The 14,861-nt window shown below is 62.7% G+C and carries 12 protein-coding genes and 1 pseudogene; 7 read left to right on the forward strand and 6 right to left on the reverse strand.

Going from position 1 to position 14,861, the window contains the following annotated elements; all coding sequences use genetic code 11:
• The first annotated feature begins 657 nt into the window (after positions 1 to 657).
• On the forward strand, positions 658 to 948 hold the full coding sequence (locus VGN72_18295; protein ID HEV7301320.1) for a hypothetical protein: 291 nt from the start codon (positions 658 to 660) through the stop codon (positions 946 to 948).
• Between the two features lie 255 nt (positions 949 to 1,203).
• Here VGN72_18295 and VGN72_18300 read toward each other — a convergent pair whose 3' ends face one another.
• From VGN72_18300 to rpsP, 4 genes and pseudogenes are all read right to left on the reverse strand, one after another.
• Complete coding sequence (locus VGN72_18300; protein HEV7301321.1) at positions 1,204 to 2,127, reverse strand: ion transporter; 924 nt, start codon at positions 2,125 to 2,127, stop codon at positions 1,204 to 1,206.
• A 454-nt stretch (positions 2,128 to 2,581) separates the two neighbouring features.
• Positions 2,582 to 2,929: pseudogene (gene rplS, locus VGN72_18305) on the reverse strand (50S ribosomal protein L19).
• Positions 2,930 to 3,241: 312 nt separating this feature from the next.
• Complete coding sequence (trmD, locus tag VGN72_18310; GenBank protein ID HEV7301322.1) at positions 3,242 to 3,946, reverse strand: tRNA (guanosine(37)-N1)-methyltransferase TrmD; 705 nt, start codon at positions 3,944 to 3,946, stop codon at positions 3,242 to 3,244.
• A 76-nt stretch (positions 3,947 to 4,022) separates the two neighbouring features.
• Positions 4,023 to 4,337, reverse strand: a complete 315-nt coding sequence (gene rpsP, locus VGN72_18315) for a 30S ribosomal protein S16 (GenBank protein HEV7301323.1) — start codon at positions 4,335 to 4,337, stop codon at positions 4,023 to 4,025.
• A 460-nt stretch (positions 4,338 to 4,797) separates the two neighbouring features.
• Between rpsP and prfB the strand changes: the two genes are divergently transcribed.
• From prfB to VGN72_18340, 5 genes are all read left to right on the forward strand, one after another.
• Complete coding sequence (prfB, locus tag VGN72_18320) at positions 4,798 to 5,886, forward strand: peptide chain release factor 2 (GenBank protein HEV7301324.1); 1,089 nt, start codon at positions 4,798 to 4,800, stop codon at positions 5,884 to 5,886.
• 445 nt (positions 5,887 to 6,331) lie between these two features.
• Complete coding sequence (locus tag VGN72_18325; protein ID HEV7301325.1) at positions 6,332 to 7,207, forward strand: amidohydrolase family protein; 876 nt, start codon at positions 6,332 to 6,334, stop codon at positions 7,205 to 7,207.
• Positions 7,208 to 7,237: 30 nt separating this feature from the next.
• Entirely contained in the window at positions 7,238 to 7,834 is a 597-nt protein-coding gene (locus VGN72_18330; GenBank protein ID HEV7301326.1) for a hypothetical protein, read from the forward strand.
• A 13-nt stretch (positions 7,835 to 7,847) separates the two neighbouring features.
• Positions 7,848 to 8,246: a GNAT family N-acetyltransferase gene (locus tag VGN72_18335; protein HEV7301327.1), complete on the forward strand. Its 399-nt coding sequence runs from the start codon at positions 7,848 to 7,850 to the stop codon at positions 8,244 to 8,246.
• A 98-nt stretch (positions 8,247 to 8,344) separates the two neighbouring features.
• Positions 8,345 to 8,785: a BLUF domain-containing protein gene (locus tag VGN72_18340; protein HEV7301328.1), complete on the forward strand. Its 441-nt coding sequence runs from the start codon at positions 8,345 to 8,347 to the stop codon at positions 8,783 to 8,785.
• A 194-nt stretch (positions 8,786 to 8,979) separates the two neighbouring features.
• On the opposite strand, the gene VGN72_18345 is transcribed toward VGN72_18340, so the two are convergent.
• Positions 8,980 to 10,503 carry a sulfatase gene (locus VGN72_18345; protein HEV7301329.1) on the reverse strand — a complete coding sequence of 508 codons (1,524 nt, stop codon included), beginning with the start codon at positions 10,501 to 10,503 and terminating at the stop codon, positions 8,980 to 8,982.
• Between the two features lie 32 nt (positions 10,504 to 10,535).
• Positions 10,536 to 11,330, reverse strand: a complete 795-nt coding sequence (locus VGN72_18350; GenBank protein ID HEV7301330.1) for a hypothetical protein — start codon at positions 11,328 to 11,330, stop codon at positions 10,536 to 10,538.
• 241 nt (positions 11,331 to 11,571) lie between these two features.
• Here VGN72_18350 and VGN72_18355 point away from each other — a divergent pair, with 241 nt between their 5' ends.
• The gene (locus VGN72_18355; GenBank protein ID HEV7301331.1) at positions 11,572 to 14,808 is read left to right on the forward strand and encodes an SNF2-related protein; all 3,237 of its coding nucleotides are present in this window, start codon (positions 11,572 to 11,574) and stop codon (positions 14,806 to 14,808) included.
• The last annotated feature ends 53 nt before the right edge of the window (positions 14,809 to 14,861 follow it).

A 14,861-nucleotide genomic window follows, 5' to 3' on the forward strand; every position in this document is an offset into this window, starting at 1 on the left:
GATGACAACCAGGTTTGCACCGATGACAATCGAGTTTTCACCGATGCAAACTGAGTTTGCACCGATGCCAATCGAGGTTGCACCGATGCCAATCGGGTTTGGCATCGCCTGAATTCGGGATGGTCCTCATCCCTCAAGGCTGGAGCAGCGGATCTATTCCTGTAGCGGCTTGTCCACTGGGTGCCACGGTTTGGTACTCCAAGCCGTGTTCTACACGCCATCACGGCTTGGAGTACCAACCGTGGCACCCAAGCCAGTTTCTGAACTGTAAACCATAACAGGCTCTAAGGCCGTGCTAGGTTAGGTCGCGTTCGCGATCCAGATCACCAAAGCGACAATCAACAGAATACCAACGATGGTCCAGATCAGTCCGCCCTTCATAACGCCCTCGCTTGAGCCATTTATGGCCCGTTTAAAATATTGCCAGCACGCTAATTACGTGCAGCAGATGGAACGCTCGTCCCACCGTCGGCAGGGATCGCGGGACACCCCGTGAAACCCAATACCGAACCCGACTATAAGCGGTCCCATGCGTTGCTCGATACGTGTAATTTTTTTCAGTTTCGAGATTCGGTGCGCATGTGAAGGGTTCAGCCAATGATAAGTTGGCGCTAACCGCGAGGACGGTGTGGCCGTCGTCGGTGATAATCACAGCTTATGAGCGATGCACCAATGGAACAGCGACTGGGAGCTTACTTCCTGATTTACTTCGCGTTGTTCAACGCGTTCCTGGCTGGTATCGACACGACGGCCATTCGCCCGCGCGATGCGTCGCTGTGGCAGGTGCCAGCGTGCGCGTGGTACGCGTACCTCGCGACGGCGATTGCCCTACTGTTGACGGTCGTCGTGGTCGTCGACTTCTTCCGCTCCAGCCGCCGCGGCGCCAGTGCTACGGTTGACGGACCGGAGGTCCCTGCGCCATTGGTTTCGCAAACGGTCGGTGAGTAATCCTGCCGAGCATTCCTCTCGCGGATCAACAGCGGCGATGACGCTATAACGATCCCTAGAAAGAAGCTCGCCTTTCGCCGTCGATGCAAAACATTTCAGAGTCGCTTCTAGAGCAGGGCGCACCTTGCCGTAGCGATTGGGTGCCACGGTTTGGTACTCCAAGCCGTGCTTTAGCTTAGACGCAGCCGACACGGCTTGGAGTACCAAACCGTGGCACCCGGAGGACAAGCCGCTACAGGAACACGTCCGCTGCTCCTAGTGCTCGCCCGCTGCCTCGATCGTGGTGTGAAGTTGTTTACCGCAGTGAGGGCAATGGTGGGACGAAACGGCGGCATCGTCCTCGTGGGCATTGGCCTGCGATAGGTGACTTTTGTGGGCATGCCTTTGCCGACGCCGCGCGGCGAGTTCTTCGGAGAAGCCTGAGGCGATGATGGCCGTTGGCAGCGCAACGATGCCGATGCCGCAGATCGCGATGATGCCGCCCAGCAGTTTGCCGAGGTGCGTCACCGGGTAGACGTCACCGTAGCCGATCGTGGTCAGCGTGACGACGGCCCACCACATGGATGCGGGGATGCTGCTGAACACCTCTGGCTGCGCTTCGTGCTCTGCGTAATAGACGGCGCCAGCGGCGACGACGATCACGATCATCAGGATGAGGAACATCACCGCCAGTTCCGGTCCGCGGCTGCGCAGCACGTTCCCCAGCAATCCCACCGCCCGCGAGTAACGCCCGAGTTTCAGCACGCGCAGCAACCGCAATAGCCGAAGTGCGCGGACGAAGCGCAAATCGGCGCCGAACGTGAGAATGAGCGACGGCAGGATCGCCAGCAGGTCGACCAGTGGCATTGGCCGGACCGCGAAGCGCAACCGGCCCCAGACCGGGTGGGCGAACTGCGGGTCGGCCGTGCAGCACCACAACCGGGTGAGGTACTCGGCCGAGAAGACGATGACCGAGAAGATCTCGAACCCGTAGAAGAACCCACCCCACCGCTGGTCGATCGGCTTGACCGTTTCCAGGATGACGGCGGCGACGTTCAGCAGGATCAAGGTCGCCAGCGCTTGGTCAAACCAGACCAAGTGCCGCTGGGCCACGGCTTCGTCACCGTCGGCCGGCCGCTCGATCATCTCGTAGACGCGGCGCTTCAAGCTAATGGCGGACTGGGTGGATTCTGAAGTCATGCGCGACGGTCGGAAGTATGCATCATTGCATCGCTTCGCACCAGCTTTAAGGCTAGCGGACAACGCCACCGCGGGATGCATTGCCTGTCATCCCGAAGGAGGCCCAAGGGCTATCGGACAAAACCTCCGCGGGATCGCGCGCACTGTCATCCCGATGGGAGCCTTGGCGACCTGAGGGATCTCCCAAGGCTCACACTGTCTGTGATTCGAGATCCCTCAGGTCGCCCTAGGCTCCCTTCGGGATGACACATGCCCGGACTTCCGAGGACGGATTCTCGCGGGTAATCATTGACTATGCGGCGCCTCGCCGGTACGCGAAAACGCCCGCTCGCGGAATATCGCGAGCGGGCGTCTCGGTTATCTATCTGGAAGGTTGCGATCGTGGCCCGTCTTACGACGCGGCGCCGACCAGTTCGCCCGCGGCTTCCTTGGCGGGGGCTTCCTTCTTGACCGCGCGCTTCTCGCTGAGGCGGACGGCCTTGCCGACGCGATCGCGCAGGTAGTACAGCTTGGCCCGGCGGTTGACACCACCACGCTTGACGACCAGCTTGCTGATGAACGGGCTGTTGACCGGGAAGATACGCTCGACGCCCTCGTTGTTCACGATGCGGCGGACGGTGAACGTCTCATTCATGCCGCGGCCCTTGCGCATGATGACGGTGCCGCTGAAGACCTGAATGCGTTCCTTCTCACCTTCGATGATGCGGGTGTGAACGTCGACGGTGTCGCCGATGTTGAAGGTGGGGACGTTGTCCTTCTTGAGGTACTGTGCTTCGACGGCTTCGAGGATCTTGTTGGTCATGACTGTGTCTCCGATCGTTTGGGCTTTGATTCGAGATTTCCGATCGGCGACGACAGTGCCACTTCAACACCGTCTACACATCAGAAATCGCGGAGCAAAAACCAAAAGTGGCCTTTCCGTGCGTCTGTTCGTCCGGGAATAACCGCATCCCGGGTCGGGTATCTTAACGATCTTTCCTGCAGGATCAAACCTAATCTGAATCAGGTCTTATCGTGTATTTCGTTCGGATCGATCCGGTTGTTCCGGGATCAATCTTCTTGCTTCGTCTCAAACCTCCCTACTGAAGTGGGAAGGCCAAACAGCTCGTGCGCCTCAGTTGTTTCCGTTTCGCGCTTTCCAAGCGTTCCACAGATCTGGTCGGCGCTGTTCGGTGCGTTGCTTGCGTTGCTGTAAACGCCAATTCGCTATCGCTTTATGATCACCGGACAACAGGATGTCGGGGACCGTCATCCCGTTGTACTCGCGGGGTCGCGTGTACTGGGGAAATTCAAGCAGTCCGTCGGCGAAGCTTTCGTCATCGGCGCCACCTTCGGCGCCGAGGGCGCCGGGCAGCAGGCGGACGATCGCGTCGATCACGACCATCGCGCCAAGCTCACCGCCGCTCAGCACGTAGTCGCCGATGCTAAGTTCTATCGGCTGAAGCGTGTCGATGATTCGCTCGTCGAACCCTTCGTACCGCCCTGCCACCATCAGCAGCCGCTCTCGACCGGCCAGCTCGCGGGCGAGCGTTTGATCGAACACCCGACCTTGTGGCGACAGCAGGATGCGCGTCGCAGGTCGCGGGTCCTGATTTTCGGTCGCGGTGACGGCGTCGCAGAGCACCGTCGGCATCATCACCATGCCCGGACCACCGCCGAACGGCTTGTCGTCCACCGACTTATGGGCGTCGGTCGCAAAGTCGCGAATGTTGGTCAGGTGGTACGAGACCAACCCTTTATTCGCGGCTCGCTTGGGAATGCTCGTGCCCAGGAACGGGCCGAACATCTCAGGGAACAGTGTGAGGATATCGATGCGCATAAAAGATTCGGGGTTCAGGCTTTAAGGACTCGCATCCCGTGTAAGACTGAACCCCGAATCCTTGTTCATCAGCGAACTAAGCCGACGCCTTCTCGGCCGGCGCTGCCTTGGGCTTGCCCGGCTTGGGCAACCGCAGCGACTTGTGCTCGACACCGCTACGCTTTAGCAGTGACGAGACGGTCTCGCTGGGGATCGCGCCCACTTCCAGCCAATGCCGGCAGCGGTCGATCTTGGCGACGAACTGCTTGTCCTTGTCCTTGTTCAACGGATCGTAGAAACCAAGCTCTTCGATCACGCGGCCGTCACGCGGCGTGCGCGAGTCGATCGCGTTCAAGCGATAGAACGCATGATTCTTCCGACCCATCCTCTTCAAACGCAGCTTTACCGACATCGATTCACTCTCTCTCGTTGTAACATTCCTCGCGCGAACGCGAATCGGGGAGTATAACGAGGACGCAATCGGATGCAAGGGGAAGGAGGGGGTGGGATGTGACTGAGCTGCTAAGTGTATCAAGTTGTGAAATCCCAAATCCCAATGCCAAACAAATGACCAAGCACCAAGTCCCCAAGCAGATGGCCCTCGGCATTGGGCAAGTTGTCATCCCGATGGGAGGCCTGCCGACCTGAGGGATCTCGAACCGCAAAATAATTTTCGGCCTGTGGGAGATCCCTCCCTCGCTGTCGCTCGCTCGGGATGACAGTGCGCGCAGATCGATGCTCGCTCTCGAGTGAGTCATTCTCTTCCTTGGTCATTGGTGCTTGGGATTTTGTTTGGCATTAGGACTTGGGATTTTCCTCTCCCCCGCTACCATCCCTCACCATGATTCACGAGAACCTGTCTCAATCGATCGATGACCTCTTATCCCGGATCGTTGCCATCCGGGACTCTCTTTGACTTCCCCAACAAATTAGCCCGAAAACAGGAATTAGAAGCGAAGATGGGCGAGGCCGACTTCTGGGATGACCAGGAGAAGGCCAAGTCGGTCGTGAGCGAGGCGAAGTCGCTGAAGGCGATCGTTGAGCCGATCGAGTCGCTGTTGCGCGAGATCGACGACGTGCGCGCAATGGTGCAGTTGGGCGAAGAGGTCGACGACGCCGCCACGCTCACCGAGGCCGACGAGACGCTGGCGGCGCTCGAACAGCGTGGCGAGCGGGTTGAGCTGCAGTCTCTGCTGGATGGCAAGAACGACCCGCGCAACTGCTTCGTGCAGATCCACGCCGGCGCCGGTGGCACCGAGGCCCAGGACTGGGCCGAGATGCTGCTGCGCATGTACCTCTACTTCTTCGAAAAGCGTGGCTGGGACGTTTCGGAGACCGACCGCCAATGGGGTGAACAGGCGGGCATCAAGTCCGTCACCCTGCTGGTGAAGGGCGAGTACGCCTACGGCTACATGCGAGCCGAGGCGGGCGTGCATCGTCTCGTTCGGCCAAGCCCGTTCAACGCCCAAGGCAAGCGCCAGACCAGCTTCGCCAGCGTCGACGTGGTGCCAGAGTTCGAGGAAGACGACAGCAGCACCGAGATCCCCGAAAAGGACCTCGATATCGTCGCCTTCGTCCGCTCCAGCGGGCCCGGTGGGCAGAACGTGAACAAGGTCGCCAGCGCGGTCCGCATCACGCACATCCCCACCGGCATCCAGGTCACCTGCAGCGTCGAGCGCAGCCAGCAGCAGAACCGCCGGCTGGCGATCGCACTGATCACCGGTCGCTTGGAATTGATCGAGCAGGCCAAGCGCGACGACGAACTGAAAAAGCTCTATGGCGAAAAGGGCGCGATCTCGTGGGGCAACCAGATTCGCTCCTACGTGCTGGACGACCGCCGGGTGAAGGACCACCGGACCAACGTCGAGACGAGCAACGTTGAAAGCGTGCTCGATCGGGGCGAGCTCGATGCCTTCATTGACGCCGAACTGCGACGAAAAAGGCGCGACAAGAAGTCCTAGAGCGGTTCAACTTCGGGTGTAGCGTCTGGCCGCAACCCTGTCATCCCGAGCGGGAGCGGTAGCGACTCGAGGGATCGCGCCACTGTCGAGCGCCGTCCGTCACTTGAGATCCCTCAGGTCGCTACCGCTCCCTTCGGGATGACACGCTGCACCTGAGGTAGAGCCGCTCTAGTATGATCAGAATAATCGACGCGCCTCTAAACCGGGCTTGCCACTTCAGTGGCAAGCCCGTCTTGTTCACGAATCGAACCCGACCGAGGATCGATCCGTAACAAGTGGGTGCCAGCGGGTTTACGCCCCTCTCAAGAAACATTACTGATGTATCTTTAAGTCATCGTCCGATAAGTTGATATAGAACGTCGCGGGGCGTTGTAGAAGCCGTTTGTTTTGCATCGCCCGGCTGAATCCGTAAAATCCGCACGCGGGCTCCAGGACGCAGAACAACATGATCGTCGATTGTCACACGCATATTTGGCAGTCCGCAGACCAGCTGGGTCATGTGGATCTGGGTGAAGCCTCGCGGCGCGGGCGTGCCGCCAGCAAGCTGACGCCGCAGAAGAGCGCCTGGCGCACCCTCCCCGCCGCCGACCCCGATCATCACTGGGCGCAGAGTGGCACGGTCGACAAGTCGATCGTGCTCGGCTTCAAGAGCAAGTACATGGGGGCCGAGATCCCCAACCGGCTCGTCTCCGATTACGTCAAACGCTTCCCCGCCAAGCTGATCGGCTTCGCCGGCATCGATCCGACCGAGCCGTCGGCCGTTGAGGAACTGCAGATCGCCCGCAACGATTTGCACCTGCGCGGCGTTACGATCTCGCCGGCCAACCAGGATTTCCACCCGGCCGACAGTCGCGCCATGCGCCTCTACGAAGAGGCCCAGCGGCTCTCGATGCCGATCCTCGTCCACCCGGTCGGCCAATACACCGAACAAAGCAAGCTGGAGTTCGCCCGCCCGTATTTGCTGGATGAGGTCGTCCGAGCTTTCCCCAAGCTGCGCGTCGTCATCTCGCAACTGGGCCAGCCTTGGGTGGATGAAACGATCCTGATGCTTGGCAAGCACGCCAACGTCTACGCCGACGTGAGCGGCATGCTCGGCCGGCCTTGGCAGGCGTACAACGCGCTCGTGTCGGCGTATCAAAACGGTGTGATCGACAAGCTGTTGTTCGGCTCCGACTTCCCCTACACCAGCGCCGGCGAGTGTATCGAGGCGCTCTACAGCATCAACCAGGTCGCTCAAGGCACCAACCTGCCCGTGGTGCCGCGCGAAAGCCTGCGCGGCATCGTCGAGCGCGACACGATCACGTTGCTCGGCATCTCGTAGCTGGCCGCCAGCATCGCCTTTTTCTTCCGGATGGGTCACTCGCTTCTGATGCGCTATCTCACTCCCCTCCTCATCCTGCTCGCGCTTCTGACCCTCGGCGGTTGCAGCACTCAAGGCCGCGTCGCGACGCTGCGCCTTCAGCCACAGCGTGACGCGGAGGCCTTCGTCCAGCGGTTCGCCAACGCCTATGCCGTCACGCGCGATGATGGGCAAACCGATGTCGTGCTGACCGATACCACGTCCAACGACCTCACGCTCTACATGCACCTGCGACTGCTGTGGCGGCCGATGAGCGGCACGAAGACCGATCAACCGTCGACCACGAACGCCGTCATCGACTGGTACGTCTTCAGTCAGGATGAGCCCCGGAAAATGCTGCGGTACACCGGCGCCGGGCTGGTAACCGCCAATCCGTCGGCGGGCGATAAGACGTACGTCTCGATCCGCAACGCGTCGCTCCGCCTCGCCGCCCGCCGGGGGGATCTGGTCGACCCGGTCGGCCCGTCGACCCTCACCGGCTCGTTCCACGCGCAGGTAGACTCCGGCCAAGTCGAACGGGCGCTGGCCGACCTGGAATCCAACACCCGCGCTGCCGGCATCACCCGCCCGCAGGACGCAGCGAGGTAGGACGAACAAAAACATGGCCACCTTTTCCTACGAGCCCCCGCTGCCCCCGGTCGCGCCCGACGCGTTCATTCAGACCGTGTACCTCGTTGAAGAAGGCACGCGCATCGGCGCCGCGACGTGGGTCATCCCCGACATCGACGCCGGCGTCCTTCAGATCCTGACGATGGAAATCGTGCCTGCCCACCGCCGGCATGGCCACGGCAAACGACTGCTGAGCGAGGTGCTGAAGCAGGGCAACGCCCTCTGCAGATCCCGCAAGCGCAAATTACGCAAATCCTGGATGCTGATGCGCCACAAGGGTCAGGTCGTCGGCCGATCGTTCTTGACCGGCCAAAGCTTTCACCACGTCAGCACGATCAGCCACCTGCTGAAGGACGAGGATGGTCTGGTATATATTCGTGCGTTTGATTAACCGAATCGTCCCCGCAGATAAATGTCACCAATCGTCACGACACGTCTGACACGAGCACTTGGCTAAACCGTGGGTCATCACTGGCCGACAATATCAGAGTGCAGTTGCAGCATCTGGTTTACGTTAGCCGGGCAGTAAGCCCATTTGGCCCAGTCGCGTTGAAGCAGCTGGCCAAACATTGTTCGAAGAAGAACGCGCCCCTAGGCATAACGGGCCTGCTGCTCTACAGCGGCGGGCATTTCATGCAGTTGCTGGAAGGACCGGAAAGCGTGGTGGGCGGTCTGTTCGACCTGATCCATCGCGACCCACGCCATGCCGCCGTCCGCCGGTTGCTATCCAAACCAGTGAGCGGCCGGCTGTTCCCGCAGTGGAACATGGGCCTGCTGAACTTAGATTCCACCGCCAGCTCCGACCTGCGCGGACTGACGACCGCGCTGCGCGGCGCCCTGCCCGACAGAACCCGCCCCGCCGGCACCGAAGGCGCCCTCGCCCTGCTCCGCGAGTTCCGCCAGCAGCTTCCGGCACCGTCAGTGGTCTGACACGGTCGTGTCACTTGTTCAACGAAATGCGCTGCGCCAAGAAACCAAGTACGCCAACTGCGCCACGCGAGAACAACTAAAAGGGGCAGGCTGGAGCCGCTCGCTGTTTGGTGCCGTCGCTTTTCCTGCCATCCTTGGCGAACTTGGTTTCTTGGCGCGAAATCTTAATCACAGAACAACGAAGAGAGACTGAACTACAGCGAACCGCCTTCCGGCGCCGCCAGTCCCAGCCGCACGTACTGCTCCGCCGGCGCTTCGCACGCCTTCAAATGATGCACCATCCGCTTGACGAACCGCGCTTCCAGTTGCGGATCGTCCAGCGGTCGCTGTTGCGCAGGGTCGTTCACCACGTCGTACAGTAAGTGGCGCCCGCGGTAGCTGGGTCCGCCCGGCAGCGCGCGTGGGACCGACCCGCCAACGGGGATCTTGTACAGCGGCATGTTGTACGTGTGCCCAAAATAACGGCCCATCTCCATGCGATCGTGATCGCTGCGCGGGAAGTACTGGTTCAGGCTGGCCACGGGCATGGCGGTGTAGGCGTGGAGCGGGCGCCCGTCGTCACTGATCGGCATGCGCATGTAGACGTGCCGTCCGTCGGTCACGTTCGTGGACTTCCCGAAGTAACCGAAGATGCCATCGTCGCGCACGGTTTCGCCGCGCTCGATGAGCGGCCGCAGCGACCTGCCGTGCAGGTGAGGTGGTGGCGGGCAGTCGAAGTAATCCAGGAACGTCGGCATCAGGTCGATCGTCTGCGTCATGGCGGCCACCCGGCTGCCCGCCTTGGCCGCTGCGCCGCGCGGCGGCTTCACGATCAACGGGATGCGCACGATCTCGTTGTACATCGGCATGAAGTTCTTCAGCCAGTACCCATGATCGCCCAGCAGCGTGCCGTGGTCGGTCGTGTAGACGATCAACGTATCGTCGAGCTGCCCGATCTCCTCCAGCTTGGCCAGCACCTTGCCCGCCCAATGATCGGTCATCGTCAGCAGGCCGGCGTAGCATTTGCGCATGTGCTCGACCGTCTCCGGCGATTCGGTGAGGATGTCGTAATCTGGCCAATCGGTGACGGGCCCGTCCCACTTGTCGCCGTACATCTCCAGGTACTTCTTCGTGCAGTGGAACGGCTCGTGCGGGTCGAAGAGTTCCACCTGCAGGAACCAGTCCCCCTTGGCATTCTTGTTTGCCTCCAGCCATTCGACCGCCGCCGCGCACGTGCGCGGGCCGGAGAACTCCTCCTCCGTCTGCATGCGCTGGCGGTTCAGGAAATTGTTGCCGAGCTGCTTGTCGGTCTTGCGGGCCTTGTTCCACCCTTCCGGCAGCGCGACCTGGTCGACCTGCGACGCCCACGGGTCGTGTTCCTGCCCGCGGAAGAACTCCCACGTGTTGAACGTCGTGTGGTAGTTCTCGCCGCCCAGCTCAAAGTAATGATCGTGATCGGTCAACAGGTGGCTGAAGACCTTACGCTGCTCGCGCAGCCACTTGGGCAGCGTGTCGTCGTACGGTTCGATCGGCCCCCACCCGCGGTACAGGAAGTTGTACCGCCCGGTCATGAACTCCCGCCGCGCCGGCATGCAGGGCAGCGAGCCGACGAAGTGGTTGTCGAACGTCACCCCCCGCGACGCCAGCTTTGCGAGGTTGGGCGTGTGGACCCAATCGTTGCCGTAACAGGTGAGGAAGTCCCTGCGGACCGTATCCATGACGAGGAAGAGCGTGCGCATGCTGCGAATGCTCCGCCGATCGCCCGTCCCGGTCAAGCCGATGGCTTGCCCGTCGTCGCCGATTCGTTCGCAATGCTCGTCAGCAACAGCGACGCCGCCGCCGACGCAGCGGCGCCGAAGACGAACACCAGACTGCTTGGCAGCGAGTACATCAGCGACGTCATCGGGATCCAGTACGCCCAGCACGGTAGCAGCAGGATGACGACGCGCGTCACGTACCAGTGCGGCCCGAGCGCCGCGAACGTGCGCTGCAGGTTGTACCGATACTCGCGCCACGTGTACGCCAGCGCCAGCACCCCCATGCCCAACAACGGCGTGTACAGGAACTGATCCGCCGCCACCTTGATCGCCACCTTGGCCAGCGTGACCTCGTCGCCCACCACGTACATCGCAACACGGTAGTACGCATCGACGAGCACGCCGAGCACGCCGTACAACAAGCAGTTGAACGCCACGTGTCGCCAGCGCTTCCTTCCCAGCGTGCGATCGATGCCAAAGACGTACTTGGCGATCTCCGGCACCAGCCCCGACACGGTCGCCATCAACAGCGCCGCCGCCAGAAAACCGCCGCGCGTCTTCCAGTCCGCCAGCACGTTGCAGAACGCGCGGAACGGCTCGGCCGAGTAATACGCGACCACCACGCCCAGCCCAACCGCCTGCAGCGCCACGATCGCCGGCCAGTTGCGCTTCAGCGACCGCAACCCCGGCAGCGCCAGCGCCGCCAGCCCAATGCGAGGCGGCAACGGCGCCTCGCTCGCAAACCGCGCCGCAAACGCCGCGGCCGTCTCTTCTTCATTCTCAGCCGATTGCGACGCAATGCTATCCATAGCCTCTGCCTGCCGGGGCGACTAAACCCTTAGCTGAACTTTGTTTGCTATCCTTCGATACCCATCGCCGTGGGCGATCGCAACCTATCGCACCCGCAAATGCAAGCGGCCGGCGCTGGCGATTACGACCGGATCGCATTTTCGGCTGGCCGAAGGGCCGCCGGCGCTAAATCTTCCGGACACGCGCCGCCTTTTGCTGCGGAGTCGGTATAATCTTCCCCCTTCGATTCCGGGAGTTGATTTGGCGTCACTGCGACAGTTAAAGAAGCATTTTTCGTCGGCCGTTCGTTCGGGGGCGCGTCATTACGTTGACGATAACCTCGTGCAGGACCTGGCCGTCAACGGGCAGGCGATCACGGCGCACGTGGTGGGCGAGGACCAGTACAACGTCCACGTCACCTTCAATGGTGACGGCGAGCCCAACTTCGATTGCGGCTGCGAAGTCTACCAGCGCAACAACGAACCCTGCCAGCACATCTGGGCCACGCTGACCGTGGCCGAGGATCGCGGGTTGTTGCACGCGATGCCGGACGAGGAGACGGACGCGAGCGGGCCGTTGCAGGTGACCGGGCCGTTCGCCCAGCGGCCCAGCTTTGCCGTGGGCAGCATGCAGCGCGGCAACAGCAACGACCCGCTGTGGAAGCGGGCGCTGTCGAACCTGAAGGACGCCCCTGACGAACCGCTGATGTCGGCGGACGAGTCGTTCCCAGCTGACAGTCGCATGGTGTACGTCGTCAACGCCGAGCTGACGCGCGACAACGGGCGCGTCTGCGTCGACCTCGCCACGCAGCGCAAACGGCGCGAAGGGGTCTGGCACGCGCCCAAGCGGCCGGTGCTGACGTACCGCCAATGGTTGAACGTGCCCGACGCGGTCGACCGGCAGATCGTGCAGATGCTGTACGGCTCGGGCGCGGCGGGGGTGGCCTCGGGACCGGAGGCCAACGAGGCGCGGTTCTTCCTGGATCAGGCCAGCGTGCCGACGATCTTGCGGCAGATGTGCGACACCGGCCGGGCGATGCTGAAGGACGTCGGCGACGAGCGCGAGTACGTGCCGCTGTCGTGGGACGACGGGCCGACGTTCGAGCTGTGGCTGGACACGATCGCATCACCGCGGCCACGGGAACTCATCATTCGTGGCACGCTGCGCCGCGAAGAGGGGCGCATGGAGTTGGACGAGCCGACCGCCCTGCTGCCGGGCGGGTACGTGATCGCCTACGGGCGCATCGCGCGCATGGAGACGTTCGGCGCGTTCGAACTGGCGACCATGCTGCGCGACAAGCCGAACTTCAGCGTGCCGCGCGAGAGCCTGCGCGAGTTTGTCGAAGAGGTCTACACCCTGCCCGGCGTGCCGCGCATGCAGTTGCCGGAAGAGGCGGCGCTGGAGGAGGTGCGCCCGCCATTGAAGTGCGCGCTGGTGATCGCCCCGCCCGACCCCGCCGAGGCGGGCGACGAGCTGACGGCGGATCTGTCGTTCAAATACGAGGACCGCATCGTGCGGCCGGAAGACCCGCGCAGCGGCATCGTGGAACCGGAAAACAAGGTGATGGTGCGCGACCGCGCTGCCGAGGGGGCGGCGTTGCGATTGCTGGCGTCGCTGGGCGTGCGGTCGGAACGGCGACACGCCAAGCCGCGCGAGTTTCGGTTGCTGACGTCGAAGCTGAACGACGTGGTGCTGGGGCTGGTGCTGGAAGGGTGGGACGTGCAGGCGTCGGGCAGCGTGTATCGCCAGCCGGGCGCGGTATCGCTGAGCGTGGCGTCGGGCATCGACTGGTTCGACCTGCACGGCTCGATCGACTTCGGTGGGCAGACGGCGTCGCTGCCGAAGCTGCTGGCGGCCATCCGCAAGCAGCAGCGCACGATCGTGCTGGACGACGGCAGCATCGGCGTGCTGCCGACCGAGTGGCTGAAGCAGTACGCCCCGCTGGCCGGCATTGGCACGGTGCAGGACGACGTGCTGCGCTTCACGAAGTCGCAGATCGGCTTCCTTGACGCCCTGCTGGCAGCTGCGCCGGCGGCGCGGTTCGATGAGGTCTTCGCCGCCGCCCGGCGCGAGCTGACGCAGTTTGAAGGCATCGAGGCGGCCGACCCGGTGGAATCGTTCAAGGGCACGCTGCGCCCCTACCAGCGCGACGGCCTGGGCTGGCTGCAGTTCCTGCGCAAGTTCGGCTTCGGCGGTTGCCTGGCCGACGACATGGGCCTGGGCAAGACCGTGCAGGTGCTGGCAATGCTGGAGGCCCGCCGGCAGGAGAAGGCCGGCACGTCGCTCGTCGTCGTGCCGCGGTCGCTCGTCTTCAACTGGCAACAGGAAGCCACCCGCTTCGCGCCCGACATGAAGGTGCTGGACCAAAGCGGTCCGCAGCGCACGCGCGACCCGAAGGAACTGGCCAACTACGACACCGTGCTGACCACCTACGGCACCCTTCGCCGTGACGCGGCGTTCTTCAAGGACTTCGAGTTCGACTACGTGGTGCTGGACGAGGCGCAGGCGATCAAGAACAGCGCCACCGCCAGCGCCAAGGCGACGCGCCTGCTGAAGTCGCGCCACCGCCTGGCGATGAGCGGCACGCCGATCGAGAACAACCTCGCCGAGCTGTGGAGCTTGTTCGAGTTCCTGAACCCCGGCATGCTGGGCAGCAGCGCCGTGTTCGACGATCTGGCCAACGCGTCGGCCACGCCACAGGAGCGCGGGGCGCTGGGCAAGGCGCTGCGGCCGTTCATTCTGCGTCGCACGAAGGGGCAGGTGGCGCCCGACCTGCCGGAGAAGATCGAGCAGACGATCTTCTGCGAGTTGGGCCCCGAGCAGCGCAAGATGTACGACGAGCTGCGCGAGCACTACCGCCACACACTGATGGACACGGTGAGCAAGGTCGGCATGGGCCGGGCCACCATCCAGGTGCTCGAAGCGCTGCTGCGCCTGCGGCAGGCGGCGTGCCACCCCGGCTTGATCGACCCCGAGAAGACGGGCGACCCCAGCGCGAAGATGGACGCGGCCCTGGCGCAGATCAAGGAAGTGATGGCCGAGGACCACAAGGTGCTGCTCTTCTCGCAGTTCACCTCGTTCCTAGCGATCGTGCGGCAACGGCTGGACGCCGAGGGCATCACCTACGAGTACCTCGACGGCCAGACGCGCGACCGCCAGAGCCGCGTGGAGCACTTCCAAAGCGACCCCGAGTGCAAGCTGTTCCTCATCAGCCTCAAGGCCGGCGGCCTGGGCCTGAATCTGACGGCGGCCGACTACGTCTACCTGCTCGACCCGTGGTGGAACCCCGCCGTCGAGGCGCAGGCCATCGACCGCACCCACCGTATCGGCCAGACGCGCAGCGTCTTCGCCTACCGCGTCATCGCCAAGGACACGGTGGAGGAAAAGGTACTCGAACTGCAGGCCAAGAAGCGCGACTTGGCCGAGGCGATCATCGGCGAGGACAACAGCCTGATCTCGCGGCTGCAGAAGGAAGATCTAGAAGCGCTGCTGGGGTAGCCGTATGGGCAGATGTCGGCGTTATGGAATTCCGCGCCGTTTATCATGGTCGT

The sequence above is a fragment of the Tepidisphaeraceae bacterium genome (assembly GCA_035998445.1).
Taxonomy (GTDB): domain Bacteria; phylum Planctomycetota; class Phycisphaerae; order Tepidisphaerales; family Tepidisphaeraceae; genus DASYHQ01.